This window comes from Natrinema sp. HArc-T2 (genome assembly GCF_041821085.1).
Classification (GTDB): Archaea; Halobacteriota; Halobacteria; order Halobacteriales; family Natrialbaceae; genus Natrinema.
This window is the reverse complement of the sequence record NZ_JBGUAZ010000001.1, coordinates 665,980-690,270: the sequence shown is the minus strand read 5'-3', so window position 1 is coordinate 690,270 and position 24,291 is coordinate 665,980. Positions and strand designations below refer to the sequence as shown.

Genomic DNA, 24,291 nt, shown 5'->3' with positions numbered 1-24,291 from the left:
GACTTGCTCTATCAGTTCTCGAGAGCATCAGCGACGGCTGTCCAGACTCCATCGATGCACCGCTATTTGTCCCGTGGTGAACACCGGAAGCAATGCGCGTTCGAGCTCGTCAGTGTCGGCTTAGAAAAACAACAGAATTTGGCGGGCTGCGTTACTCCTCTGCGCCTTCGAGCTCTTCGACGATCTCGTCGGCATCGACGTCGGCGTCCTCGAGGGCCTCCTCGATGTCGCCGCCGCCCATACCGCCCATGCCGCCCATCATACCGCCCATGCCCATGCCACCCATGCCGTCGATGACTTCCTGGACGATGACGCGGTCGACACCGACCTTCTCGATGATGTCCTGGCCGATCTGCTGTTTGCCCATCATCCACTGCTGGTTCATCGTCATCTGGGGCGTGGACTCGAGGTAGAGCGTCTCCTTCTCGACGGTTTCGGTCTCGAATTCGGGTTCGGCGTCCTCGTCATCTTCGTCGGGCTCGACGGGGACCTCTTCTTCGACTTCGTCCGTCTCGATCCAGAGTTCGGGCTCCATCCCGAGGTACATCTCGAAGAGACCGGCGGCCTGCTGTTCGCGGTCGTCGACCACGTCGAGGACCTCGTACTCGTACTCGACATCGTCACCGGCCAGCGGGTGGTTGAAGTCGACGCGAGCGCGACCGCCGATGATCGTGCTGATGTAGCCCTGCTGGCCGTCGATCTGCACGTTCGCACCGGGGTAGCGGTCGTCCTCGTCGATCTTCTCGGCGCTGACGGTCTGGACGTCGTCGGGGTCGTACTCGCCGAAGGCGTCCTCGGCGGGGATCGTCACGCTGCCGGAGTCGCCGGGTTCGGAGCCGACGAGTGCGTCCTCGACGCCCTCGAAGATATGGCCCTCGCCCAGCACGATCGTTCGTGGCTTGAACTCCTGACCCTGATCGTCGACACCTTCTTCCTCGGCGACCTCGGGGTCGGTCGTGTCGACCAGCTGCTCGTCCTCGACGGTGTAGGCGGTGTACTCGAGTTCGACGAAGTCGCCTTCCTGAAGCCCGTCGGCTTCGTCGGCGGCTTCCTCGGCTACTTCTTCGTCGACGTCATCGGCCTGCTCGTCTAGCTCGGCCTCTTGATCCTCAGTCATACGTTGTACGTCCGCCCGTCTACATTTAAGTACGACGTTTTCGAGCGAGAGCGACCGATACTTACGACCGTCGTCCGTCTCCACGGGCATGTACGAGGTCGAAGTGAAGGTCCCCGCCGAGCTCGCGGCCGTCCGTGACCGCCTCGAGGCGCTCGAGGCGACGCGGGTGGGCTCGGTCGTGCAGGCGGACACCTACTACAACGCGCCACATCGCGATTTCGCCGAGACCGACGAGGCGTTGCGGATTCGCTCGGAGCGCCCCGCCGACGGTGCCGAGGAAACCCACGTCACCTACAAGGGTCCCCTCGTCGACGAAGAGACGAAGACCCGTGAGGAGTTCGAAACCGGGATCGAAGACGACAAGACGATCGATGCCATCCTGACGAGTCTCGGCTTCGAACCCACCGCGACCGTGCGCAAGGACCGCGAACGGTTCTCGCTCGGTGGGTACACCGTCACCCTCGATTCAGTCGACGACGTCGGCGAGTACGTCGAGGTCGAGACCGAGGTCGCGGACGAATCAGACCTCGAGACCGCCCGTGAGGGTGCCTACGACATCCTCGAGCGGCTGGAACTCGATCCCGACGACCAGATTCGGACCTCGTATCTGGGACTGCTGCTCGAGTCCTGACCGACCGGCCTCCCTCGATTCCCAGCCGACCGAATAACCAGCAAGCATTTTCTAATGCGTATCTGTTTCCGCAAGTTATAGAACCACGCTCGCTCAAGTGCCGACAATGAGCGAGCGGAACATTCGGATCGAATCTATCGACCGGCAAGCGGTCGAAGACCAGGAGGTCGAAATCGTCGAACGAAAGGGAATCGGCCACCCCGACTCCATCTGTGACGGGATCGCCGAGAGCGTCGCCGGGGCGCTCGCACGCGAGTACCTCGACCGCGTCGGCGAAGTGCTGCACTTCAACACCGACGAAACACAACTCGTTGCAGGCGAAGCCGCACCCGCTTTCGGCGGCGGCGAGGTCGTCGACCCCATCTATCTCCTGATCGTCGGTCGTGCGACCAAACACTACGACGGCCAGGCCATCCCAGCCGAGACCATCGCGCTGCGAGCCGCCCGCGAGTACCTCGAGTCCGAGATTCCGCAACTAACGGTCGGCGAAGACATCGTCGTCGACGTCAAACTCGGCGAAGGCAGCGGCGACCTGCAGGAGGTCTTCGGTGAGGACGAAGTGAGCGTCCCGATGGCCAACGACACGAGTTTCGGCGTCGGCCACGCGCCGCTGACCGAAACCGAACAGATCGTCCTCGAGGCCGAGCGCCGGCTGAACGGCGAGTACGCCGACGCAAACCCAGAGCTCGGCCCCGACGTGAAGATCATGGGCAAACGCGAGGGCGACACGATCGACGTCACTGTCGCCGCGGCGATGGTCGACGAGTACATCGCGGACATGGACGCCTACGTCGAGGCCGTCGAGTCCGTTCGGGAGTTCGTCGAGGACGTTGCCCGCGAACACACCGACCGCGAGGTTAACGTCCACGTCAATACGGCTGACGACTACGAGGAGGGCTCGATCTACCTGACGGTTACCGGCACATCCGCCGAGCAGGGCGACGACGGCTCCGTCGGCCGGGGCAACCGTGCGAACGGACTCATCACGCCCAACCGCTCGATGTCGATGGAGGCGACCAGCGGAAAGAACCCGGTCAACCACATCGGGAAGATCTACAACCTCCTCTCGACGGAGATCGCCGAAAGCGTCGTGAGCGAGGTCGACGGCATCCGCGACCTGCGCGTCCGACTGCTCTCCCAGATCGGTCGGCCGATCGACCAGCCCCACGTCGCCGACGTCCACCTTGTTACTGACGACGGTGTTGCGGTCTCCGACGTCGACGCCGATGTCGAAGCGATCGTCGACCGGGAACTCGCCGACGTCACCGAGATCACGCGCAGTGTGATCGAGGGCGAACTCACAACGTTCTAACTCCGATCGACTCGAGGCGCTGCCCGGCCACATTCGCGGTCCTTCGCCGTCATCTGACTGGACGTTTCGACTCCGTCGAACCGTCAGTGCCTGCCCTCCCCTGACCCGGGCTGGTCGTGTCGCGTCGGAATAATCAAGCATCGATCCCGCGTACAACAGGACGAATCGAAAGACGTGGTACTGCCAGTGTTTGCTCCGAAACGCGTCGTGACTACTCGTGTCTGACTCGAGTCACGACTCTGCCACCAACTCGGTCGTCCACGCCGTCGTCGCGAGTACCTTCTTCGTCGGCTTCGGCGGCGGCGTCGTCTTTCCGATCCTGCCGAACCTCGGTGAGGTGCTGGGGATTTCGGCGTTCATGGTCGGCGTTATCCTCTCTGCGAACCGCTGGACGCGGCTGTTCGCGAACGCGCCCGCCGGCGTGCTCGTCGACCGGATCGGCACCCGAAAGCCGTTCGTCGCGGGACTGGCCATCGAGGGGGCCGCGACCGCGGGCTACGTGGTCGCGATCACCTCCGCGATGCCGGAAGTCTGGTTCGTCCTCGCCCGGATCATGTGGGGCGTCGGCAGCGCGCTCGTGTTCGCGACGGCGTATACGATCACCGCCGACGTCAGCGAGGCCAGCTCGCGCGGGACGAGCATGGGAATCGTCCGAGCCGGGATCACGTTCGGCTTCCCCGCCGGCATGGTACTCGGCGGGATCGTCAGCGAAGTCTATAGCAACGCCACGGCGTTCGTCCTTGCAGCCTCCTTTGCTGGTCTCGCGAGCGTCATTGCGTATTTCATCGTCCCCGAAACGCATGTCGAGAGCCCGAACTCTTCGATCAAACCCTGGGACCTCGAGACCACCCTGCCCGCACTGACCATCGGCCTGGTCAATTTCGGGCTCTACTTTGCCTACTTCGGCGTGCTCTTCTCGACGCTCGTGTTGTACCTCGAGGCCGAGTCGATGACGCTCGCGCTCGAGGTCGCTGGATTTGGCATCGACTACGGCGAACAGGGGACCTCCGGCCTCTTGATGGCCGCCTCGGCGCTTTCGGGGGCCGTCTTCACCATCTCCGGTGGAAAGATCAGCGACAGCGTCGGCGCTCGCGTGCCGATCCTGCTGGTCTTCCTCGTAACGAGCTGTACTGGATTCGCAGTCCTGACGCTTGCACCCTCGCTTGCGATCGTCGTCGGCGGCTGCGTGCTGATCGGCGCGGGACAGGGCGGCGTCGGCGGCCCCCTGACCGCCCTGCTGGCGGACCTCACGCCCGAGGACCGTATGGGACGGGCGATGGGAACCAACAACGTCTTCGGCGACGTCGGCGGTGCGATCGGGCCACTGGTCTCGTTGCCCTTCGCGGACGCGGTCGGCTTCGACGTGCTCTACGCGCTCAGCGCCGTCGTTCCGCTGCTGGCCGGCGTGGTGCTCGTCGTTGGGATCTACACCTACACCGGCAGTCTCAGTCCGACGGTCGAAGAGTCGATCGGCTGAGACGATGAAGTCTGCTCTCGCCCGCTCGAGACTGAGACGCACCTCGTAATCCCCTTATAGCCACAATCATCTATCACAGTCCATGCACCCCCCGGGAGCCCATACTGTCCTCGTCCGTCACGGGGACGTCAACACCAAGAGCAACACTGTCAAGCGGTACATGGAGGGACTCCTCGTCGAGAACATCGAGGCCCTCCTCGCCGACCGCTCGATTCCCGGCGAGGTCGAACGCCGGTGGAACCGGCCATTGATTCATACGAGCGAAGACGCCATTGAGGACGCGACCGACGCCGTCACGGATGCCTTCGGCGTCGTTTCGGCGAGTCCCGCCCTGACCGTTAGCACCGAAAAAGCACGGATCATCGAGGCCCTTGAGGAGACCGCCCGCGCATGCTACGACGGCGGGACGTTCGCCGTCGACGCCCGCCGTGCGGACAAGACCCTGCCCTACGATAGCGAGGATCTGGCCCGCGAGGGCGGCACTGCAATCTGGGAGGCTGTCGAAGACGACTTCGAACCCGAAGTCGACCTCGACGATCCCGACCTGACCTTCGGCGTCGAGGTCCGCAAGGATCTGACGTTCATCTACCTCGAGACGGTCCCCGGCCCGGGCGGACTGCCGCTTGGCTCGCAGGAGCCGGTCATCGCGCTGGTCAGCGGCGGTATCGACTCACCGGTCGCGGCCTACGAGATGATGCGCCGCGGGAGTCCGGTCGTTCCGGCCTACGTCGATCTCGGCGATTACGGCGGCATCGATCACGAGGCCCGTGCCATGGAGACAGTCCGGATCCTTTCGGAGTACGCACCGAACTTCGACATGCAGGTCTATCGGATTCCGGGCGGCGAGACGGTCGACCTGCTGGTCTCCGAAATGGAACAGGGTCGGATGCTTTCGCTGCGCCGCTTTTTCTATCGCGCCGCCGAGACGCTGGCCGACCGCGTCGACGCCAACGGCGTCGTCACCGGCGAGGCAGCCGGCCAGAAGTCCAGCCAGACCGTCCGCAACCTCGGGGTCACCAGCCGCGCCACGCGGTTCCCGATTCATCGCCCGCTGCTCACGTGGGACAAAGCCGACATCGTCGCGAAAGCCCGCGAGATCGGCACCTTCACCGACTCGACGATCGACGCCGGCTGCAACCGGGTCACCCCCGACCGAGTCGAAACCAACGCCCGCCTCGAGCCGCTGCTCGACGCCGAACCCGACGATTTGTTCGAGCGCGCCGATGCAGCGGCAGCCGACGCGACGCTGGTCACACCCTAATTCTGGAGTCCACTGAGCGGCGTCGAGAGGAGAACGCGAACGCAGAACAGATCCGCGAGGAGATCAGCCGGCAAGTTTCACGTACCGTGCAGGACGGTTACGTGTAGGACAGCTCGAGGTCGCGGGCGCGCTCGAGGAGGTCCTCGTCGTAGTACTCCTCGGTCTGGGCGGGTCGGGTCTCGTCGATCGCACGGACCTGCTGGACCGTGTTGCGGAAGACCTTGAACGTCGCTTCGTCGACCATCTGGCCGTCGAGTGTGACTGCGCCCGTCCCTTCGGCCTTGGCCTCGTTGAAGCGCTCGATCTTGCTCACGTCGCGCTCGAGTTCCTCGGGTGTGGGCATGTGGACGGTGTTTGCCTGAATCGTCTGTTTGGGGTACAGCGACCAGGAGCCGTCGAGGCCGAGGTGGGCTTCGTGTTCGACCTGGTCGGCGTAGGCGTCGGCGTTGTAGTAGGTCAGGCCGGCACGTTCCTTGAACAGGTCGTCGAAGGGACCGCCAATACAGAGCAGGTCGGCGGCGCTGGCTTCGTTCGAGAGGGCCTCGAGCAGGCCGTCCCAGCGCGGGCGACCGTCGCCGAGGTCTCGCGCACCGAGTTCGGCGGCGTAGTCGACGGGACCGAAGACGAGCGCGGTCAGTCGGGACTCCTCGCCGAATTTCGAGATTTCGCGGAGATCCGAGCGGGCGCGACCGGTCTCGACGATGATCGAGAGTTTGATCGAGCCGTCGGCGTAGCCGTGTTCGGCCTCTGCTTCCGCGACGGCTTCGGCGGCGCGTTTGACGTCCTCGACGCGACCGACTTTGGGGACGACGACGCCTTCGATTTCGTCACCGATCTCGCCCACGAGCTGGTCGATCTGTTCGCGACCGCGGTCGCGGAAGGAGGCGTCCTCGTAGCTCCACTCGACGCGGGGCCAGATCTCGCCAGGGAAGTCATAGTCGGGGACGAGATCGATCGTGTTCTCGAGGCCCTCGTCTTTCATGTTCGGCGCGGTGCCGTCTTCCATGTCGGGGACGAGCCAGTCGGGGGCCTGGAAGCCCTCGGCCTCGAGGCCCGAGCGCAGATACTTCGCGGAGTCGTCTTTCGGAACGGCGGCCGGTGCAGTCTGGAACGTACGGCAGAGTCGAATGTCGTCAGTCATGTGTCTGAATTCGTTTATGATGTTCGATCGTGTTAGTTAGAACGCTTTCGAATCTCGGCGGTTCGTGTCCCCGAATAGACAGGTTCGTCGTCCTGATTGAACGCGATGTGTTCGAAGGTGACGATGCCGGCCTCGTCGCTCGAGGCGTCGTCTTCGGCCTCGATGACGCGCGTAAAGGCGTAGACGGTGTCGCCGACGGCGACGAACGTGTGGAACGATTCGTCGTCGAAGCCGACCTCGCGCCAGGTCTGCTCGTCGGAGCGGGCGTGGCCGAGCGCCGTCGAGCGGGTCACGTCGCCGTAGGTGACGATGTCGCCGGACGGCGAGTCGGACATCACGTCGACGTTGTGGTGCTGTTTGGCCGTGTTGAGCGTCGCCAGCGGCAGCGAGGCGACGGTCACGTCGTCCTGCGTGCGACCGCGTTCGTGGCGGTAGGCGACGGCGGCGTTTTCGTCGTCGGCGTCCTCGAGTGCGGCGACGAAGTCCTCGAAGTAGCCACCTTCAGGGGTAATGAACTCGTCGGGGAGTTCGGGTCCGTCGTCTTCCTCCTCGGCAGCGGCGGCACCGCTCCCGTCGGTGGCGACGGGTTCGCGACGCGGGATCATGTTCGTACGCTCGTAGGAACACAGCACCTCGCCGGTTTCGGCGTCTTTGCCGCGAGTGCGCCAGGAGACGATGCCGTACTCGGGTCGGGAACTCGAGGTGGCGCGGTTGACGACCTCGCTCTCGACGTGGAGTTCGGTTCCCGTGTAGACCGGCGCGTTGGGGAAGCGAACGTCGGTGCGACCGAGGAAGTAGCCGCCTTTCTCACTGAGGTCCTCGACGGTGATACCGAGCGTCGCGGCGGTCAGGTAGTCGGGGTGGACCGGCGGCTCCTCGAAGCCCCGTGCTTCGGCGGCGTCGGTGCGCCAGTAGGCGGGGTCGTGGTTGAGCGTCTGGCCCATCCACTGTTCGTTGCCGAACTGGGTGAGCGTCAGGCCGGGGTCGTGCTCGATGATGTCGCCTTCTTCGAAGTCCTCGAAGCAGTTGCCCTTCTCTTTAGTCTCGACTTGCTCGAGTGCCTGTGCGAACGTGTCGGGATCAGTCCAATCAGTCATCTGCAGTCACCTCGTCAGTCTGTTGTGGCTGGTTGCGTGCTCGTCGCGCGATCGTTCGTCGCATCTCGTTTTCGACGATCATGTACCCCTCGTCGAAGCCCATACCGGGCTTTGCGAGCACCTGCGCGGCGTTCGTCGCGAGCGCGACGTGGGCGCAGGCACGCGCGGAGGTTTCCGTCTCGTTGCAGGTCCCACCGAGGTAGGCCCGCGTGTCGGTGCCCTCGCAGTAGCGAACCGCCTGTCCGCTACGGTGGATGCCACCGAGGTCGGGTGTCTTCACCTGCACGAGGTCGGCCGCGCCGGCGTCGACGAACGCCTGCACGTCCTCGAACGTGTTACACCACTCGTCGGCGACGATGTCGACGTCGACATTGGCCTCGGCAAGCCCTTCGCGGAGTTCGACCATCGCATCGATCTGATCGGCGCGGTTGCCGACGTCCATCGGCCCCTCGATCTGGATCGGGTACGGTGCGGCGGCTTCCTCGAGCGCCGCGAAGTAGTCGACCACTTCATCGCGGTCGTACGGCGCGCCGAATATCTCGCCGATCATCCCGTAGACGTCGATATGGAAGCGCGGATCGTAGTCTTCTGGACCCAGCTCCTGCGAGCGCTCGACGAGCCACTCGACGTACTCGAGCAGCGTTTCGCCGTTCTCGCCGATCTTCTCGACGCTATTGATGAGCGCGTGGGGCAAGACCGGCACGCCCTTGATGAACATCTTCTCGGTGTTGGTGTAGCGGTCGTCGCCGGATTGACCGAACACGGGGACCGGCTCCGTCGCGGGCTCGGTGCCCAGCGCGTCGGCCATGACGTCCGTCTTCGTCGTGTTCTCGGCTTCGGCGGCTGCGCCGAGTAGCGCCTGTGAGACGCCGTAGCGGATCGCCGTGTGCAGGCGGTCGCCGTCGACTTCCATCTCTTCGAGCAACTCGGCGTTGTCGAGGAAGTCAGTCGCATCGCGGCCCTCGAGTTCGGCGGCGACGGGGCCCTCGATGACGGGGGCGTACTCCTCGGCCTTGAATAGCGGGTCGCGCCCGCCGGCACCGGAGTACTGGACCGCAGCACAGTCGCCGCGAGCGACGGTCCCGTCTTCGAGTTCGACGTCGACGATGATCGACTCGCCGGCCTGGCGAATCTCGTCGAAGCCGTCGGTGACCGGCTCACCCTCGTAGGTGAAGCCGTCGTGCTCTGCTCCCTGCTTGATCGCGCGCTGGTCGTCGAAGAAGAACCCGGAGTAGCCGGGCGTTGCGTATATGCCTGTAATATTCATAGTTTCACGTCGCCCTGGGGGCGACCGATGAGTTTGCCGTCGCTGATCGCGTCGACGTCGTCTGCAACCATCCGGAACGACTGTTTGCGCCCCTCGGTGTCGGCACGCTGGGACAGTCGCGCTTTGTGAATCTCTTTGATATCGTCGTCCATCGCGAGGTCGGCCCACTCGAAGATGCGGACGCGACCGTCGTCGTCTCGAGCCGGGAGCACGGCCCCTTTCGCACTGTCGCTGGGGGCGAAGGGCACGTCGAGTGCCCCGGAGTCGAATGCCTTGAGCGTCCCCTGGACGACGTCGCCGTCGCCGTGTTCGAAGATCGTATCCATCAGACAGCGGGTTTCGCGCTCGATGAGTTCCTGTTCCTCCTCGATGCCGTCGATGTCGATCTTCTGCTCGATGGCCATGTCGATGACCTGGCGCGTGGTGCGCAGGCCCGAGGCGTTCGCCTCCTTGGTCGGGACCCCCTGGAACTCCTGGGGCGACTTGGTGATGACCTTATCGGGCTGGGCGATGGCAGCGGTCATCCCGCCGAGGCTGATGACGCCGTTCGCGCGGGCCTCGTCCGGCGGGAACCCGCCCATCCACTCGTGGAAGACGGTGGTGACGACGACCTCGTCTGGCAGGTACTCGTTCGCGAGTTTCCGAAGCGCCTGCAGGGCGGCGACGTCTTGCACGACGTTGCCGACCTGTCCGTAGCCGAGCGTGATCGACCGGACGCCCTGGGTCGCCGCTAGCTGCCCCTCGACGATCCCGATCGCGATCGCGATCGACGGCGGCACCAGCGTGCCGGTCAACGGGCCGAACGGCTCGCGGTTGATGCGGATGCCACGTTCGGTGTACGCTCCCGCAAGGCGGTCGACGAACTGCCACCGCTTGATGGTCTCCTCGAGCCCGTGGCGTTTGGTGTACGGAATGTTGTAAGAGATCGGGCCCCCCTCGAAGCTCTGGAAGCCGCCGGCGAAGGTGATCGCCGCGAGCAGCCGGGCGTCCGGCGTGCCGTGACGGACCTCGATCGGCGCGTCGATCGCGTCGATCAGTTTCCGGCAGCCCTCGACGCCGTGGTTGACGGCTGGGAAGCCGTTCAGGGTGTCGTCGCCGGTTTCGCGGGCTTTTTCTAAGCCCTGCTGGGCCTTCTCGTACTCGTTGTCACGCGTGTACGAGTCGATGGTGGTCGGCAGCAGATCGGCCTGGCCCTCTTGATGAAGGTATTCGAGGAGTTCGATCTGGTCGTCGAGCCGGGGCACACCGGCTCGGGGCTGGAGTAGCGGCTTGTCCGCCGACTCGAGGACGTCGGCGAATCGCTTGTGTTCGGGGAGCGATTCGTGGTACTCGATCGCTTCTTCGAAGTCGACGTCTGCCCCCGTCGGCCAGTTCGACCGAATCTCTTCGTCGATACGCTGTAGCTCGTCGGATGGTATGCGTTCGTCTCGTATCATCTAGACATCTAAGAACTAATAGTTGCGCGTTCCGACTCAGTCGGAGTGATCTCGAGGTCTTCGCGCAGCGCAGCAATCGCGTCTTCGGGGTCGGTTTCGGAGTCGAAGACGCGATCGAAGCCGAGCTCCCGGAACGTCTTCCGGGTTTGCTCGAAGTCGTCCTGTCCGACAGCGAGGTTGCCGCCGATGTAGCTGACGGCATCGACGCCCGCCTCGTCGAGGACGGTATGGAATCCCTGGCAGTCCTGCTCGGCGTGGCCGTAGAGCGAGGAAACGAGTACAGCCTGTGCGTCGTGGGCTACCGCGGCTTCGGCGAACTCCTCCTGGGAGGTCTGGACGCCGAGGTTCACGACATCAAAGCCGGCTGCGCTGAAGGCTTGCTCTAAGATTGTGATGCCAACGACGTGGGCATCGGAGCCAATCACGCCGAGGACGACCGTTTGGGACATCGTATTGAGAACCATGAGGAACTCGGGTATAAACTTAATGATCTTCCATGATAATATTCTTTAAACATCCTATGAGTGTCCCAATGGTGAGTGTTCGCACTGGTCGTGGCACATGGTTTCAACTTCATGATCGATGGTAAGGGTTTTGGGGATGGTTTCGTAAGAGGGCGTACAGACATGGGAGCACTTTCCAACCTTCGCGTGCTAGATCTGACCCAGGTGCTGGCTGGGCCGTACTGCACGATGCTACTCGCGGACCTCGGTGCGGATGTCGTCAAGATCGAACGTCCCGGCGGTGACATGATCCGGTCGAACCCGCCGTTCGTCGACGACTCCGAGGAGGAGGCCTACGGTGGCTACTTCCAGAGCGTCAATCGCGGCAAGAAGAGCATTGAGCTGAACTTCCGCGAGGAAGAGGATCGCGAGGACTTCCTCTCGCTGGTCGAGGAAGCCGACATCGTCGTCGAGAACTACCGCTCGGGTACGATGGAGAAGTACGGCCTGGGCTACGAGACGCTCACAGAGTACAACGAGGACATCATCTACTCCTCGATCCGTGGGTTCGGTGACCCGCGCACGGGCGAAACTGATCGGCAGGGCCAGCCCTCTTTCGACCTCATCGCGCAGGCGCTCGGTGGCGTCATGGAGACCACCGGCCAGCCCGACGGCCCGCCGACGAAGACCGGCCCCGGCGTCGGCGACCTCTTTACCGCGACGCTGAACTGTATCGGCATTCTGGCTGCGGTCAACCACCGCGAACAGACCGGCGAAGGCCAGTACGTCGACACCGGCATGTACGACTCGATGATCAGCTTCACCGAGCGGGCCATCTACCAGCAGTCGTACACCGGCGACGCCCCCACCCGCCGGGGTAACTCCCACCCGACGCTGTTCCCCTACAACGCCTTCGAGACCGACGACGGCTACGCCGTCATCGCCGCGTTCAACAACAACCACTGGGCGGAACTGTGCGACGTGATGGATCGCGAGGATCTCGCCGAGGACTACCCCACGACGCCCGAGCGCTTAGAGCACCGCGACGCACTGCGCGAGGAGATCGCCGAGTGGACTCGCGCACAGACCAACGACGAACTCGTCGACAAACTCGAGGGTCGTGTGCCCGCCGCGCCGGTCCAGACCACCGAGGAGATCTTCGACGACCCGCACGTCCACACGCGAGACATGCTCGTGCCGGTCGAACAGCCTGGTGCCGACACGGACGTCGAGATCGCGGGCAACCCGATCAAGATGACCGAGACCAACCCCAAGCCTCGCGGTCGCGCGCCGCTGCTCGACGAGCATCGCGAGGAAGTGCTGGGTGAGAAAGCGGACACAGAAACGGCCGACGACTAACCGACACGACGCCCATTTACTGTCTCCGGTTCGAGCGAGTTCGTATCTGTTCGGTCGCTACGGACATTCTTCTCTCTCGTCTCTCAGCTATTCGGACGATGATACCGTCAGGCCTGCCTCCCGTTATCGACCGAACCGATCGTCGCTGAGCAGTTGCAGGAACTGGGCCGACGAGGTCCTGAGACCGGTAGCGGTAACGAACGCGACTGGCTCGCCACACACGGACAGATCAAGAGCGAAACGAGCGATGACTGTCGCCGACAGCAGCAAACGGCTCGAACTGGCCGATCTCGAGCGCATCTCCCGCAAGCGAGGTGACAGCGGCAAGGAGTAATCCTTTTGCGGGTCCCCTGCACACGTCGGAGTATGAGCAACGATTGGCCAGTCGACCCCGACGGAGAGGAAGGCAGCGAGGGGATGCGCAAGTTCGACATGCGAATCATCGCGGACAAAGTCGACGAGGAGGAGGACTTCCCGCTCGACCGCACCGAGTTCGTCGACGAGTACGGTAACTACCCGATTCGAGTCAACCACGAGACGATCGTCGCCATGAGCGACATCTTCGACTACGTCGACGAGGACATCGACGAGTTCGAGACGATCCTCGACATGCACAAGGCTATCGGTGCGGCCATGCGCGCCGGCAACTTCTGGAAGTACCATCCGCAGGGCAAAGATCCCGAGAAGGTTCCCGCATAGAACTGGTTCTCGCGGCGCATCACGAAACTGGATTGCGTATCACTTATACGACGCCGTTCGAAAGAATCGGCCACAGTGACTAATACGCAGGTAACGCTCGTCCAGATCGACAACTACGGGCCGTGGACGGTGACCCCTGAACCGCGCCGGGAGGCCGACCTCCAGACCATGCAGTCCCGGCTGTACGCGGACATCTCCCAGTTCGTCGGGAACCGCGGCGGCTACACCTTCTTTACTCGCTTCGACAATATGATCGCCGTCACGAACGGGCTCGACCTCGAGGACCACGCCCTCCTCCAGGAGTCGGTCGGTAACCGCTATCCCGTGACGCTCAGTCTCGGCGTCGCGACCGGCACCAACCCCGTGCAAGCGCTGGCCGACGCGACCGAACGCTTACAGGACGCCGGCAGCGCACAGGACAAACACCGCCGCGAGTGTCTCGAGGGCCGGACCATCGACGACGCCTACCGGACCGACGACGACATCCAGATCGCTCACTTCGACGTGATCAACGCCACCGGCAACTACACGGACGAACTCAACGCCTTCGACACGTTCATCGAGATCGAGCAGGGGTACGCCGAACTCATGCGTCACATGCGATATGCCCACGATAGCCTCTCGTTTTTCGTCGGCGGTGACAACGTCATCGTCATCTGTCCCGATCTCGAGACGAGTGACTACGAGGAGGCACTCACACACGTCGAGGACGCCGTCGACGTCGAGATGCAGGTCGGTGTCGGTCGTGGGAAAAGCGCCCACGAGGCTGGCTTTGCCGCCAAACACGCCCTCGAGACCTGCCGAGCTGACGGAACCAGAGTCGAGCTCGAGTGGGAGACGGCCTAAGTAGCGGAATTACCGAACTTCGGTGCCGTCTTGCTTAAGTGTGCCGGAGGTAGCTTTTAGCCCGTTCGTGCGAATCATTCGCATATGGAATCGGAACTGTCCGTCAGAGACGTGATGACGACCGACTACGTTGGCGTCAGTGAGTCCGATACCGTTCTCGACGTCGTGGGGCTCATGCGTGACGAGCAGACGAGTTGCGCGCTGGTCGTTCGCGGGCCGGAGCCGGTCGGGGTTCTGACCGAGTGGGACGTCCTCGAACTCGTCGCGGACGAGCACGATCCGGCCGCGCTGACCGTCGAAGCCGCCATGACGACGCCGGTCGTCACGGTGGGGCTCGACCGGTCGCTCACCGATGTCGCGACGACGATGGCTCGCCAGAACATCCGCAACGTCGTCGTCGAGGGCGACGACGGCGTTGCCGGGGTCGTCACCCAGCGCGACGTTATCGCTGCCGCGAGTTCCTTCCAGGCGACGATGACGCCTCCTCGCTCGAGCGAGCCGCCGATCGACCGCGACCGTCAGTCCGCCGAGCCCACGGCAACCCGGTCGACCGTGGAAGGCGAGACGCAGTTGCTCCCCAACGGTGGCGACGAGTACACGACCCAGGGCGTCTGTGAGGCCTGTGGCTCGCTCGCGGAGTCGCTGTGGGACGCAAACGGGCAGCTGGTCTGTGCGGACTGCCGATCGGTGTGAGTCGGGAGCGACTCCGATCGTATCGTGTGTGGTGCCAGCATATACCGCCCCTATCTCTCCGATAGAAAGACCTTTCGGGGGCCGCGGTGGAGGGGTCGATAATGATCGCGACCCTCGACGACCTGGACGTCGAAGGGACTACCGTCGGTGTTCGCGTCGACGTCAATAGTCCGATCGACGACGATGGCACGCTCGCAGACGACGCCCGACTGCGCGCACACGTCGATACGCTCTCGGAACTCGTTGCGCGTGGCGGTCGGGTCGCCGTCCTCGCCCATCAGGGTCGACCCGGCGGCGACGAGTTCGTCACGCTCGAGCCCCACGCCGATCGCCTCTCGGAACTGCTCGGCCAGTCCGTCGACTACGTGGATGCAACGTTTACCGACGCCGCTCGCGAGGCCGTCAGGGACCTCGACGACGGCGACTGCGTCGTCCTCGAGAACACCCGTTTCTACAGCGAGGAGTACATGGAGTTCGACCCCGAGCGCGCTGCCCGAACCCACCTCGTGCAGGGCCTCGAGCCGGTTCTCGATGCCTACGTCAACGACGCCTTCGCGGCGGCCCATCGCTCACAGCCTTCGCTTGTCGGTCTTCCGACCGTCCTGCCGGGCTATGCGGGCCGTGTCATGGAGTCCGAACTCGACGTGCTCGGCTCGATCGAAGAGACGCCCGAACCCCGCGTCTACGTCCTCGGCGGGGCGAAAGTACCCGACTCGATCGACGTTGCCTGGTCCGTCCTCGAGAAAGGACTGGCCGATCACGTCCTCACCGCGGGCGTCGTCGGCAACGTCTTCCTCATCGCCGACGGCGTTGATCTGGGCGACGCCAGTTCCGATTTCATCTACGACCAGGGCTACTGGGACGAGATCGATCGCGCCGCCGACTTGCTCGATGCCTACGGCGATCGGATCGCCCTCCCGCGAGACGTCGCCGTCGCCCGCGACGGCCAGCGCCACGAACTCGGGATCAACGCCTTGCCGCCAGGAGACGGCGAGGCCGCTATGGACATCGGCTCGTCGACGCTCGAGTACTACCAGCGCATCCTCGCGGACGCGGAGACGGTGATCCTCAACGGCCCCGCCGGCGTCTTCGAGGACGAGTGCTTCGAGACGGGCACCAGACAGCTGTTCGGTGCCGCCACGGACCGACCCATGAGTATCGTCGGCGGCGGCGACACCGCCTCCGCCCTGCGCCAACTCGGTGTCGAGGGCTTCTCCCACGTCAGCACCGGCGGCGGCGCTGCCCTGCGGATGCTCACCGCCGAACCGCTCCCCGCCGTGACCGCACTCGAGAATGCCCCCGAACAACCCGCAGCCGACGATTGAACTCGCCACGCGAGACGATCTCGAGACGGTCACCGACCTGTGGGTCCAACTCGCCCGCGACCAGCGCCGCCACGACTCGGCCGTCCGCGCCGATTCGAACCGCGACACCATGCGCGAGACGCTTGCGGCCTACCAGATCAACGACGGCCTCCTCGTCGCCCGGCTTGCAGGCGAGATCGTCGGTTTCGCCTCGGTCACGCTCGAGCGTGGCTCCCTCGAACTCGACAGCACCCGCGGGCTGCTCTCGAACATCTACGTCGAACCCGCCTTCCGCGACCGCGGGATCGGGGCCGCGTTGCTCGAGGCTGCCGAGGAAGCGACCGCCGAGCGCGGTGCCGACGAGGTGTTGCTCGAGGTGATGGCCGACAACGAGGCTGCCCGTCGGTTCTATCGTCGCGAGGGGTACGACGAGTTCCGGGTAACGATGTCACGGTCGCTCGAAAACCGGGACGAAAACGATACACATTCAAAGGAGGACGGCTAATCAACAGCCAGCGCCAGGGGAGCATGGGCGGTTCATGCACTCGACTTGTAATCGAGACTTCCGGGGTTCAAATCCCCGCCCTGGCTTTTCTACTCGCGAACGAACGTGAGCGAGCGGAATCTTCGTTCTAGCGTAGCTGGTGTGACCGGATCCATGAGCGCCAGCTACGCCATCCCTGTTTGTCCCTCCACGAACGGATTTGTCCCCCAGTCGTGACCGTCGGACCATCACTGTCGGAGCAGAGACATCGGTCCAGATCTACTCGAGGGGGTCCATCGGGGGGTCGTGCGCGGCGAGCAGTTCCTGCCCGGTATCGGACTGGAGGGACGCGAAGTGGATTTCCAGTCCGGATCTCGAGGCATGATAAACTGGACGAGGCAAGTACAGCGGGGACAGACCCCATCGAACAGGACGACCGGATCCTCGTCCGGAATCACGGTACTCATCGAACGACTCTCGGCACGGAGTGATCGTCGTTCAGGGCACCGTCCAATCACCGCGCGTTGGGACCTGAGATGGTTGGTAGGTCAAAGGTGAATTTCACCATACACCAAGCTTATGCCGATCTGGTCGGGACACCGAATATCTAGTCCAGACGATGCAAGAACGAAGCTCTTCAACTGACGTACGCCGCCGGCTTTCGGGTGCCGTTGATCGACTCTCGGCTGGGATTGCGAATCGATTCGCGATCGACACACGAGCGCTGGCTGCATTTCGGATCGCGCTCGGGCTCCTGTTGCTCACCGATCTCGTACTCCGGTCGCGGAATCTCGAGGCGTTCTACACGGACTCAGGGGTGCTCCCACGAGCGGCCCTGTTCTCGGACTATTCGAACGTGTACTCGCTGCACGCGATCTCAGGCGAGACGTGGGCGATCGCGCTGTTGTTCGTCGTCGCCGCCGTCTTTGCGGTCGCGATGACCGTCGGGTATCGAACCCGGTTCGCGACGGTCTGTTCGTGGCTGTTGCTCGTCTCACTACACGTCCGGAATCCAATGGTTCTCAACGGAGGGGACGTGTTGCTTCGCGTCCTGTTGTTCTGGGCGATGTTCCTGCCGCTGGGTAAGCGGTGGGCCGTCGACGCTCGCCACGCTGACGAGTCGCGAGCGACCGTCTCGAACGTGGCGACGATGGCACTGTTGCTCCAGGTCGTTGCCATGTACGTCGTGAACGCGATCCACAAGAGTCGAGGCGAGATGTGGTTCAACGGGGAGGCAGTCGTCTACGTCTTCAGTCTCGACTATCAGTTCACGTACCTGCTCGGCGATGTCCTCGCTGGGCACTCCGAGCTACTGCAACTGATGACGTACCTGTGGGCGGCGCTCTTGCTCAGTTCACCACTGTTGATCCTCCTCACCGGTCGGCTGCGAATGGCACTCGCGATGGCGTACGCCGGCATGCATCTTGGCATGCTCGTGACGATGCGAATCGGGATCTTTCCGCTGGTCGTCGTCACTGCACTCGTCCCGTTTTACCCGCCGTTCGTCTGGGACAGCGTGACCGCGCTGGCGACCCGAGCCGGCCTCGTCGGACCGCTACGCGGCGCGATGTCTCGACTCCGAACCACGCTCCCCGAGGGACCGACGATCGGCGACGTTCCGACCGCCGCGCCAGCGCCACAGCAACTTCTCACTGTCGGGGTCGCTCGCGGACGCGCGCTGTTTTCGACGGTGCTCCCCTGGCTCTTTCTCGTTCTCGTGGTCCTCTCGAACGCACAGGCGGTCGGCTACACCGACGTGCCCGAACCCGGCGAGGAAGCACTCGAGGCGACGGCAACCGAACAATCCTGGAAGATGTTCGCTCCGGAACCGCTCGGAACCGACGGCTGGTTCCTCGCACCAGCCGAACTCGAGAACGGCTCCGAGGTGGATGCCCTCCATCGATCCGAGCTCAACTGGGGTCCACCAGCGAGTCACGAGGACGTGTACCCGACCACTCGCTGGCGGAAATACCTCGCGAACGTCTGGGGGGGCGACAACGAGAACCACCGGTCGTATCTAGCGAACCACCTGTGTGACCGCTGGAACGGTGCGCACGAGACCGACCTCGAGCGGCTCGAGCTCTACTACATGGCACAGTACTCGGAGCCGTACAACGAGAGCGAGCCGATAAACAGTATCAAATTACAAGAATACCGCTGCGACGGCGAGTTCGTTCAAGACTGAGACGGACGCCTGTCAGTAGGTGCCGGCGGGGCTGCGACCGCGGTGTGACCCCTCCAAGATCGCGGAACAGCAGCCGGTTTCAGTGGCGACTCTCGTGTGAACAACTCACGACTCGAGCCTCGCTCGTCACGGCGTCGACGTGGACGTGGAGCGACCCGCCACCGGTTTCGAGGGGAACGATCCAGGAGGCGCTGGTTCGGTGTGGATCGTCGCTGACAGTGATGTCGTCGTACCCCTCCGCTTCGACGGCTTTGCGCGCGATTCGGGCGGCCTCGTCGGCGTCCTCGATCCGAATCTCGTCGTTCAGCCGGACGGTGACGACCGGGATGTCGGCCATCCTGACGACCCGTTCGGCGACGCTGCCGACGAGCACCCGATCGAGCCCGGTTCGGCCCTGTGTCCCCATAATAATCATGTCGATATCGTGGTCATCGGCGTACGCGAGGATCACCTCGTGTGGCACACCCTGTTCGACCGCCGTCACGACGTCGACCCCCTCGCGTGTCGCTTCGACCTCGACGCGCTCGACTGCTCGCTCCGCGACGCGGTGTCCCTCGTCGGACTGGAGCGTCCCCAGTGGCCCCTCGGGGACGACCGACAGTGCGTGGATCGTCGCATCGAATCGCTCCGCGAGCGTGAGTCCGTGCGTGAGCGACTGCCGGGTCCCGTCGCTCCCGTCCGTCGGAACGAGGATGTCCTGATACATCACTACCGCGGGCTAGGGAGTCAGACGGTAAATACGCTGTTGGACAACGATATTCGGCGATTAGCTGTCACCGAACGTTGTAACCGTCGATACTCGCGCGTTCTCCTTGAGCCGAAGACCGCCGTCGGCGACCGACAGCGGCATCAACGGGAGGTGGTCGCGAACCAGCATCGAGGGATGGGACCCGCCACGGGCCAGCAGTTCGTTGCGCGGCTGGAGCTGGACGGGGTGCTCGAGCCCCGTCAGGAACTCGTTGTGCTGAATGACGTACTGGCCACCCTCGAGGTCCCACCAGCCGTACTCGTCGTCGGGCGCCGCGAGCTCGGTTGGCACCGGCTCGAGGTCGGCGTCTGCGAGTTCGTCGCCGCCGAAGTCGATGCTGCCGGGAGCGGCGACTTCGTAGACGGCGGCGACCGTCAGGTCGATGCCGTGCTCGTGGACCTGTACGGGTTCGTACACCAGATTATCGACTGACTCGGCGAGGGTATGGTCGGCAGACATGTCGGTCGAAAGGATGATTTCGAGTGGCAAAAAGGATACTGTCGCTCCCACGAACCCGCGGCGAGCAGGCAGACGGCAGTGTGATGGGATAGCGAAAGAATCGCGACGGCGGCTCGCGCGCGAGCAGTGTTTGCCCGTGTGTCCGGCAGTGTCTTTGTGCTGGCTGCCAGTATGCTCGCGTATGACCGACGTTCTCACCGACGACATCGCCCGCTTCGTTCGCGCGGTCGGCCCGGACCCCGACGAGACGCTACGCGAGATGGACGAATACGCCGCCGCGGAGGGCTTTCCCCATGTCGGCCCCGAGGTCGGCGCGTTCCTTCGGTTCGTCGCCCGACTGAACGGCGCTGAGCGGGTCTTCGAGTTCGGCTCTGGATACGGCTACTCAGCCTACTGGCTTGCCGAGGCCCTCCCCGACGACGGCGAGATCGTCCTCACCGAAGTCGACGCGGACGAACTCGAGCTCGCCCGCGAGTACATGGCCGCGGGCGGCTACGACGCGATCGCACGATACGAACACGGCGACGCGATGGTGGCGATCGACCGCTACGACGGGCCGTTCGACGTGGTGTTGATCGACCACCAGAAGCACAAGTACGCCGATGCGTTCGAGGCCGTCCGTGCGACAGTTCCGGTCGGCGGCGTCGTCATCGCCGACAACGCGATCACGGCTGGGGTTATCGACTTCGACGACCTGCTCGAGTGGGCCGACGGGGCCCCACCTGCGGAGACGAACGAACACACGCAGGGAATTATCGAGTACCTCGAGACGGTCCGGACCGATCCGGCGTTCGAGACGATGATTCTCCCGCTTGGTGAAGGGATCGCGGTGAGTTACCGCGTCGAGTAATCAGAGGCGTCGCTGTCGAGAACCTGTTCGTCCGCCGGGGCCGGCGAGCCGTACTCTCGAAAGCCGAGAAAGATCGTTGCGCCGGCGGCAGCGAGCAGCGTCGCCCACGTAACCGCGGTGAGCGCGACGACCGTCACCGCGGCAGGTCCAGGCGCGACGGTGCCGATTGTCTCGAGGCCGACGGCGTGTGTGCCGGCGATTCCGATGAACGACAGCCACAGGCCCAGTGCTGTATGTGCGAGCGTCCGTCGTGTGACCGACTGGGCGTAGCGAGCGACGCCGTAGACGCCGACGATGGCGAGCGCAGTCGCTCCGATCGTTAGTTCGACGCCGTCGGTGGCGGTGGTCGCGACGCCGGCGACGGCGAAACAGGCGAGCGAGGCGGCGAGCAGGGTTCGATCCGAATCGGGTAGTGTCGGAATCACGTCGTGCACCGCTTTGCCGGGTTGAGTCGGTGCCGGAATATATAGCTGTTGGCTGACTGCAGCCGATGCGTGCTCGTACGGACCTCTATAGTAACAACTGAAACGATTTACACACCGATCGCACAACCCTCGTGCGATCAGGTGTACATTGACTTTCAGTGGCTACTATAGCAGTCAGTGCTGGCGCACCCGCGACCTGCCATGGGATTTCGGGAACCGGTCGACAGCTCATACGGACCCCTGTCAGTGGGTTCCGGCGCACCCGCCACCCGTCCTACGGGTGCGCCGGGACATCAGGACAGCAGACCGTCTCAATCGTCGCCGCCGTCGGCGAGGACGCGCTCTTCGGGCGTTGGCCGTCCCGGATGGATCCCGTACCGGGCGAAGGCGTACAGGACCGACATCGACACGGCACAGAGGGCCATCGCACCGGCGACCGACTCGAGGACGAGCCCCGCGACCGGGCCGGCGAACGCGTCACCGACGGCGGCCGCCGCTTCGCTGTCGGGAGCAGTCGCCAGCGCATAGGGGAGGAAGGTCGCGAAGGCAAGCACCCACCATCGTTTCGCCATCCATCGGAGCCGTGCCGTTCCAGCTTCCCGTGCAGTGCTCGTGACGCCAGCGACACCAAGTGCGATCAAGAGGAGGGCTGGAATCGTTCGGAGCGGGGTGTCAAAGCCAGTGTTACCCGCGACGCCGATGGCGACGATCCCGACGGATCCGACGAGGCGGGAAACCGAGTGGGTGTGCCCTGTTCGATGCATGCTGTCCCGCGGTAGTAACGGATTGTACAAAACCCTCGCGAAGCGACAATACACACGCTCGCGTGACTTTCTTGTTGAACTATCGTTTTCGACAACAAAGGACGTATTACCGATGCCCGCAACTCGAAGGTGAGAACGAATGAGGGAACGCGATCGAGCCGATCCCATCACCTACCTTCGACGGCGCGTGTCGTCTGCGGTCGGCCGAGCGACCGATATCGCGTCGCGGGTGCCCGGACCCGGAGTCGTACAGCATCTAGGGCGACTCTGGCAGCGACACGTCCGGGAACGTCCCGACCAGTATCAGGCATCGATCACCTTTCCGACGGCACCGGATCGGCCGACGGTCGGAGAGATCCACGGCTGGATCGAGGACGTCGAGCACGTATTCGAAGGGCGCCTCGATGTCTACGCTCGGCGCGGGAGTGTCGCGATCGTGACTGATCACGTCTCGGACGACCTGTTCGACGAGGCGGCGTTCGATGCGGTCTGCGAGCGGATCGAGGACGGCTACAGCGGCTCCCGCTCGATCGTGCATCTCAGGAAATGGCGACTGAACGACGGGAACCTCGTCCGCGCCCACGTGATCGTGCCGGTCAAGCCACTCTTTCCGCGCGACGAGGCCGACGATCCGGCGGCTCGAGCCACGAGCGAGATTGAAGCCGACTGAGCGTCGCCGCCCCGGTCGAGCGTGTAGCTGGCCTCACCAGGTGCCGCGTCGTGTCGAGAGCGACCACAGGCGGGCCGTGCGGTTAGTCGTCGTCGGTCGGTCCGGGACCGGGCTCGGATCCCGGTTCGCGATCGGTGCTCGGACTGCTGCCGGTTCGGTCGCCGGCGCGAGACTGGCTCCCGGCGGACTCGCTTTCGCCGGGTGCGACCTCGCTCGTCCGACTCATCCAGCGGTCGATGTTGTCGGCGACGTAGTCCTTGCCGCCCCAGCCGAACGCGACGCCAGCGCCGATGGCAATGGCCGCGCCGAGCCCCCACGCGAGCGCTCGCGCGAACACGTAGAGGATGCCCACGTCGATTCCCATCGTATCGAGACCGATGACGATGGCCGTGAAGTAAAGGAACATCCGCGCACCGGTGGCGAACCAGGTGGTGTAGGCCGTCTGGGTCGCCGCGCGGGTCCGTTCGATGGCATCGCCGATGAAGTCCGCGACGACGAATCCGAGGACGATGACCGCCAGCCCGGCGATGAAAGCCGGCAGGTACGACACCGCCGTCGAGATCCACTCCGACAGCGTCGCGATCGCGAGCGCGTTCGCAGCCGCGAGAATCGCAAGCGCGTAGACGAACCACTTCGCCAGCGTCCCGAACGCACTCGAGACGGCTTGTTCTGTGCCGCCGAGGATGCGTCCGAGCGGCGTCTCGAGGACCATTCGGTCGAGTTCGACGCCATCGGCGAGCCGGCGGACGGCGCCCGCGGCCACTCGGCCGACGATCCAGCCGATGGCGAGGATCACCAGCGCGCCAACGAGACGTGGAAGGAACGTGACGAGCTCCGCGATCGGGTCTTGTAACCACTCGGGAACCTGTGCTTGAGCGGGATATCGGAGTACCATGTACTAACTCTCGTCGGTCCGCCCGTCTTTTGTAATTGAGTGCCTATCAATCAGTAGTGAAACTAACAAGTCACGTTCCACGCGGTCGCAATGATTGAAGTGTGTGTTACGGCGAATTGCGCGCTCGCCGTACCGTGACGTATCGATACGGGTTCGGGTCTGACCCCCAGCAACGAGTGTAATCGATCACGAAGCGATTCGCACGCAGGCAGGCGATAAACACGTGTTGTGACCGAGTCGAGAGCATGGGGAGAAACTGACCGATCGTGACTGAAACGTCTCTCCCTCATCGGGCGACCGAACGTGTCCGATTTCACGCATAGAGCGCGATCGGTCGTGTGTCGAGCAGATGGGGACGACCGCGATCGCACACTGGCGTTCCGGACTCGAGACACGGATCACGGCACGTCGATTCGCCCGAGTTCGATCCCGTCATGAATCGGCAACCTGGATGAGGGTTCGTATAGTACCTAACCAAATAAATTGAATAAACACCCTATACTGCTGGAAAATCAACGATGTCGGCGGAACGGGACCGATAGCACGCTCGTTCTTTCACGCTAGGACGCCGATTTCGGTAATATGGAATTACCGACGAACCTCGTCAGCGACGGGTTTCCACGTGTTGGTTCCTCGGTTCGGCCAGCCGTCGCTTCGACGCTACTCTCGGCGCTCTTTCTCGTTTCCGGGCAACGTGCGTTCATGTGCTGGTCTTTCACACTACGCTA

General features: G+C 63.8%; 24 protein-coding genes, 1 tRNA gene and 1 pseudogene. 14 read left to right on the top strand and 12 right to left on the bottom strand.

What is annotated here, in order from left to right; translation table 11 throughout:
- Positions 1–151 precede the first annotated feature (151 nt).
- Complete coding sequence (locus ACERI1_RS03490; RefSeq protein ID WP_373616643.1) at positions 152–1,117, bottom strand: peptidylprolyl isomerase; 966 nt, start codon at positions 1,115–1,117, stop codon at positions 152–154.
- An 88-nt stretch (positions 1,118–1,205) separates the two neighbouring features.
- Here ACERI1_RS03490 and cyaB point away from each other — a divergent pair, with 88 nt between their 5' ends.
- The 4 genes from cyaB (at position 1,206) to ACERI1_RS03470 (ending at position 5,798) form a co-directional block, all read left to right on the top strand.
- Complete coding sequence (cyaB, locus tag ACERI1_RS03485) at positions 1,206–1,748, top strand: class IV adenylate cyclase (RefSeq protein WP_373616642.1); 543 nt, start codon at positions 1,206–1,208, stop codon at positions 1,746–1,748.
- Positions 1,749–1,854: 106 nt separating this feature from the next.
- Complete coding sequence (locus ACERI1_RS03480) at positions 1,855–3,060, top strand: methionine adenosyltransferase (RefSeq protein ID WP_373616641.1); 1,206 nt, start codon at positions 1,855–1,857, stop codon at positions 3,058–3,060.
- Positions 3,061–3,277: 217 nt separating this feature from the next.
- Entirely contained in the window at positions 3,278–4,537 is a 1,260-nt protein-coding gene (locus tag ACERI1_RS03475) for an MFS transporter (RefSeq protein ID WP_373616640.1), read from the top strand.
- A gap of 82 nt (positions 4,538–4,619) precedes the next feature.
- Positions 4,620–5,798, top strand: a complete 1,179-nt coding sequence (locus tag ACERI1_RS03470) for a tRNA sulfurtransferase (protein ID WP_373616639.1) — start codon at positions 4,620–4,622, stop codon at positions 5,796–5,798.
- A gap of 97 nt (positions 5,799–5,895) precedes the next feature.
- Here ACERI1_RS03470 and citE read toward each other — a convergent pair whose 3' ends face one another.
- From citE to glmS, 5 genes are read right to left on the bottom strand one after another with little or no spacing between them, the layout of a single operon-like run.
- Complete coding sequence (gene citE / locus ACERI1_RS03465; RefSeq protein WP_373616638.1) at positions 5,896–6,939, bottom strand: L-malyl-CoA/beta-methylmalyl-CoA lyase; 1,044 nt, start codon at positions 6,937–6,939, stop codon at positions 5,896–5,898.
- Positions 6,940–6,971: 32 nt separating this feature from the next.
- Positions 6,972–8,036, bottom strand: a complete 1,065-nt coding sequence (gene mch, locus ACERI1_RS03460; protein ID WP_373616637.1) for a 2-methylfumaryl-CoA hydratase — start codon at positions 8,034–8,036, stop codon at positions 6,972–6,974.
- Positions 8,029–9,303, bottom strand: coding sequence for a methylaspartate ammonia-lyase (locus tag ACERI1_RS03455; RefSeq protein ID WP_373616636.1), 1,275 nt, complete (start codon positions 9,301–9,303; stop codon positions 8,029–8,031). The genes mch and ACERI1_RS03455 overlap by 8 nt, the downstream gene beginning before the upstream one ends.
- Positions 9,300–10,739 carry a methylaspartate mutase subunit E gene (locus tag ACERI1_RS03450; protein ID WP_373616635.1) on the bottom strand — a complete coding sequence of 480 codons (1,440 nt, stop codon included), beginning with the start codon at positions 10,737–10,739 and terminating at the stop codon, positions 9,300–9,302. Before ACERI1_RS03450 ends, ACERI1_RS03455 begins: the two co-directional genes overlap by 4 nt.
- Before the next feature lie 8 nt (positions 10,740–10,747).
- On the bottom strand, positions 10,748–11,203 hold the full coding sequence (glmS, locus tag ACERI1_RS03445) for a methylaspartate mutase subunit S (RefSeq protein WP_373616634.1): 456 nt from the start codon (positions 11,201–11,203) through the stop codon (positions 10,748–10,750).
- 162 nt (positions 11,204–11,365) lie between these two features.
- Between glmS and mct the strand changes: the two genes are divergently transcribed.
- The 7 genes from mct (at position 11,366) to ACERI1_RS03410 (ending at position 16,674) form a co-directional block, all read left to right on the top strand.
- Positions 11,366–12,541 (top strand): succinyl-CoA:mesaconate CoA-transferase, encoded by a 1,176-nt coding sequence (mct, locus tag ACERI1_RS03440; RefSeq protein ID WP_373616633.1) that lies wholly within the window; start codon positions 11,366–11,368, stop codon positions 12,539–12,541.
- Between the two features lie 366 nt (positions 12,542–12,907).
- Positions 12,908–13,240, top strand: a complete 333-nt coding sequence (locus ACERI1_RS03435; RefSeq protein WP_373616632.1) for a DUF5785 family protein — start codon at positions 12,908–12,910, stop codon at positions 13,238–13,240.
- A 75-nt stretch (positions 13,241–13,315) separates the two neighbouring features.
- Complete coding sequence (locus tag ACERI1_RS03430; RefSeq protein ID WP_373616631.1) at positions 13,316–14,086, top strand: GTP cyclohydrolase III; 771 nt, start codon at positions 13,316–13,318, stop codon at positions 14,084–14,086.
- Between the two features lie 84 nt (positions 14,087–14,170).
- Complete coding sequence (locus tag ACERI1_RS03425) at positions 14,171–14,779, top strand: cyclic nucleotide-binding/CBS domain-containing protein (protein WP_373616630.1); 609 nt, start codon at positions 14,171–14,173, stop codon at positions 14,777–14,779.
- Between the two features lie 101 nt (positions 14,780–14,880).
- On the top strand, positions 14,881–16,104 hold the full coding sequence (gene pgk, locus ACERI1_RS03420) for a phosphoglycerate kinase (RefSeq protein ID WP_373616629.1): 1,224 nt from the start codon (positions 14,881–14,883) through the stop codon (positions 16,102–16,104).
- Entirely contained in the window at positions 16,073–16,588 is a 516-nt protein-coding gene (locus tag ACERI1_RS03415) for an N-acetyltransferase family protein (RefSeq protein ID WP_373616628.1), read from the top strand. Before pgk ends, ACERI1_RS03415 begins: the two co-directional genes overlap by 32 nt.
- Positions 16,589–16,600: 12 nt before the next feature.
- A tRNA-Thr gene (locus ACERI1_RS03410) sits at positions 16,601–16,674 on the top strand.
- A gap of 175 nt (positions 16,675–16,849) precedes the next feature.
- On the opposite strand, the pseudogene ACERI1_RS03405 reads toward ACERI1_RS03410, so the two are convergent.
- A pseudogene (locus tag ACERI1_RS03405) lies at positions 16,850–17,034 on the bottom strand (DCC1-like thiol-disulfide oxidoreductase family protein); the annotation flags it as partial.
- A 152-nt stretch (positions 17,035–17,186) separates the two neighbouring features.
- On the opposite strand from ACERI1_RS03405, the gene ACERI1_RS03400 reads away from it, so the two are divergent.
- Positions 17,187–18,752, top strand: a complete 1,566-nt coding sequence (locus ACERI1_RS03400; RefSeq protein WP_373616627.1) for an HTTM domain-containing protein — start codon at positions 17,187–17,189, stop codon at positions 18,750–18,752.
- A gap of 79 nt (positions 18,753–18,831) precedes the next feature.
- Here the strand turns inward: ACERI1_RS03400 and ACERI1_RS03395 are convergent, their stop codons facing one another.
- Together ACERI1_RS03395 and ACERI1_RS03390 are read right to left on the bottom strand one after the other, a co-directional pair.
- A complete protein-coding gene (locus ACERI1_RS03395; RefSeq protein ID WP_373616626.1) occupies positions 18,832–19,458 on the bottom strand; it encodes a universal stress protein in 627 nt (208 codons plus the stop codon).
- 60 nt (positions 19,459–19,518) lie between these two features.
- Positions 19,519–19,959: a dCTP deaminase gene (locus ACERI1_RS03390; RefSeq protein WP_373616625.1), complete on the bottom strand. Its 441-nt coding sequence runs from the start codon at positions 19,957–19,959 to the stop codon at positions 19,519–19,521.
- Positions 19,960–20,140: 181 nt separating this feature from the next.
- Here ACERI1_RS03390 and ACERI1_RS03385 point away from each other — a divergent pair, with 181 nt between their 5' ends.
- Positions 20,141–20,809 carry an O-methyltransferase gene (locus tag ACERI1_RS03385; protein ID WP_373616624.1) on the top strand — a complete coding sequence of 223 codons (669 nt, stop codon included), beginning with the start codon at positions 20,141–20,143 and terminating at the stop codon, positions 20,807–20,809.
- On the opposite strand, the gene ACERI1_RS03380 is transcribed toward ACERI1_RS03385, so the two are convergent.
- Positions 20,794–21,243 (bottom strand): hypothetical protein, encoded by a 450-nt coding sequence (locus tag ACERI1_RS03380; protein ID WP_373616623.1) that lies wholly within the window; start codon positions 21,241–21,243, stop codon positions 20,794–20,796. The two genes, ACERI1_RS03385 and ACERI1_RS03380, sit on opposite strands and share 16 nt — an antisense overlap.
- Before the next feature lie 302 nt (positions 21,244–21,545).
- Positions 21,546–21,998, bottom strand: coding sequence for a hypothetical protein (locus ACERI1_RS03375; RefSeq protein WP_373616622.1), 453 nt, complete (start codon positions 21,996–21,998; stop codon positions 21,546–21,548).
- A gap of 139 nt (positions 21,999–22,137) precedes the next feature.
- On the opposite strand from ACERI1_RS03375, the gene ACERI1_RS03370 reads away from it, so the two are divergent.
- Positions 22,138–22,668, top strand: coding sequence for a hypothetical protein (locus ACERI1_RS03370; RefSeq protein WP_373616621.1), 531 nt, complete (start codon positions 22,138–22,140; stop codon positions 22,666–22,668).
- An 82-nt stretch (positions 22,669–22,750) separates the two neighbouring features.
- Here the strand turns inward: ACERI1_RS03370 and ACERI1_RS03365 are convergent, their stop codons facing one another.
- Complete coding sequence (locus ACERI1_RS03365) at positions 22,751–23,563, bottom strand: hypothetical protein (protein ID WP_373616619.1); 813 nt, start codon at positions 23,561–23,563, stop codon at positions 22,751–22,753.
- Positions 23,564–24,291: the final 728 nt, after the last annotated feature.

Coding starts and splice junctions, on each gene's coding strand:
- ACERI1_RS03415 (WP_373616628.1), top strand. CDS start 16,073: ATGCCCCCGAACAACCCGCAGCCGACGATTGAACTCGCCACGCGAGAC.
- ACERI1_RS03480 (WP_373616641.1), top strand. CDS start 1,855: ATGAGCGAGCGGAACATTCGGATCGAATCTATCGACCGGCAAGCGGTC.
- glmS (WP_373616634.1), bottom strand. CDS start 11,203: ATGGTTCTCAATACGATGTCCCAAACGGTCGTCCTCGGCGTGATTGGC.
- cyaB (WP_373616642.1), top strand. CDS start 1,206: ATGTACGAGGTCGAAGTGAAGGTCCCCGCCGAGCTCGCGGCCGTCCGT.
- ACERI1_RS03490 (WP_373616643.1), bottom strand. CDS start 1,117: ATGACTGAGGATCAAGAGGCCGAGCTAGACGAGCAGGCCGATGACGTC.
- ACERI1_RS03375 (WP_373616622.1), bottom strand. CDS start 21,998: ATGCATCGAACAGGGCACACCCACTCGGTTTCCCGCCTCGTCGGATCC.
- ACERI1_RS03395 (WP_373616626.1), bottom strand. CDS start 19,458: ATGTATCAGGACATCCTCGTTCCGACGGACGGGAGCGACGGGACCCGG.
- ACERI1_RS03385 (WP_373616624.1), top strand. CDS start 20,141: ATGACCGACGTTCTCACCGACGACATCGCCCGCTTCGTTCGCGCGGTC.
- ACERI1_RS03455 (WP_373616636.1), bottom strand. CDS start 9,303: ATGAATATTACAGGCATATACGCAACGCCCGGCTACTCCGGGTTCTTC.
- ACERI1_RS03365 (WP_373616619.1), bottom strand. CDS start 23,563: ATGGTACTCCGATATCCCGCTCAAGCACAGGTTCCCGAGTGGTTACAA.
- pgk (WP_373616629.1), top strand. CDS start 14,881: ATGATCGCGACCCTCGACGACCTGGACGTCGAAGGGACTACCGTCGGT.
- ACERI1_RS03370 (WP_373616621.1), top strand. CDS start 22,138: ATGAGGGAACGCGATCGAGCCGATCCCATCACCTACCTTCGACGGCGC.
- ACERI1_RS03400 (WP_373616627.1), top strand. CDS start 17,187: ATGCAAGAACGAAGCTCTTCAACTGACGTACGCCGCCGGCTTTCGGGT.
- ACERI1_RS03470 (WP_373616639.1), top strand. CDS start 4,620: ATGCACCCCCCGGGAGCCCATACTGTCCTCGTCCGTCACGGGGACGTC.
- ACERI1_RS03450 (WP_373616635.1), bottom strand. CDS start 10,739: ATGATACGAGACGAACGCATACCATCCGACGAGCTACAGCGTATCGAC.
- citE (WP_373616638.1), bottom strand. CDS start 6,939: ATGACTGACGACATTCGACTCTGCCGTACGTTCCAGACTGCACCGGCC.
- ACERI1_RS03435 (WP_373616632.1), top strand. CDS start 12,908: ATGAGCAACGATTGGCCAGTCGACCCCGACGGAGAGGAAGGCAGCGAG.
- ACERI1_RS03425 (WP_373616630.1), top strand. CDS start 14,171: ATGGAATCGGAACTGTCCGTCAGAGACGTGATGACGACCGACTACGTT.
- mct (WP_373616633.1), top strand. CDS start 11,366: ATGGGAGCACTTTCCAACCTTCGCGTGCTAGATCTGACCCAGGTGCTG.
- mch (WP_373616637.1), bottom strand. CDS start 8,036: ATGACTGATTGGACTGATCCCGACACGTTCGCACAGGCACTCGAGCAA.
- ACERI1_RS03390 (WP_373616625.1), bottom strand. CDS start 19,959: ATGTCTGCCGACCATACCCTCGCCGAGTCAGTCGATAATCTGGTGTAC.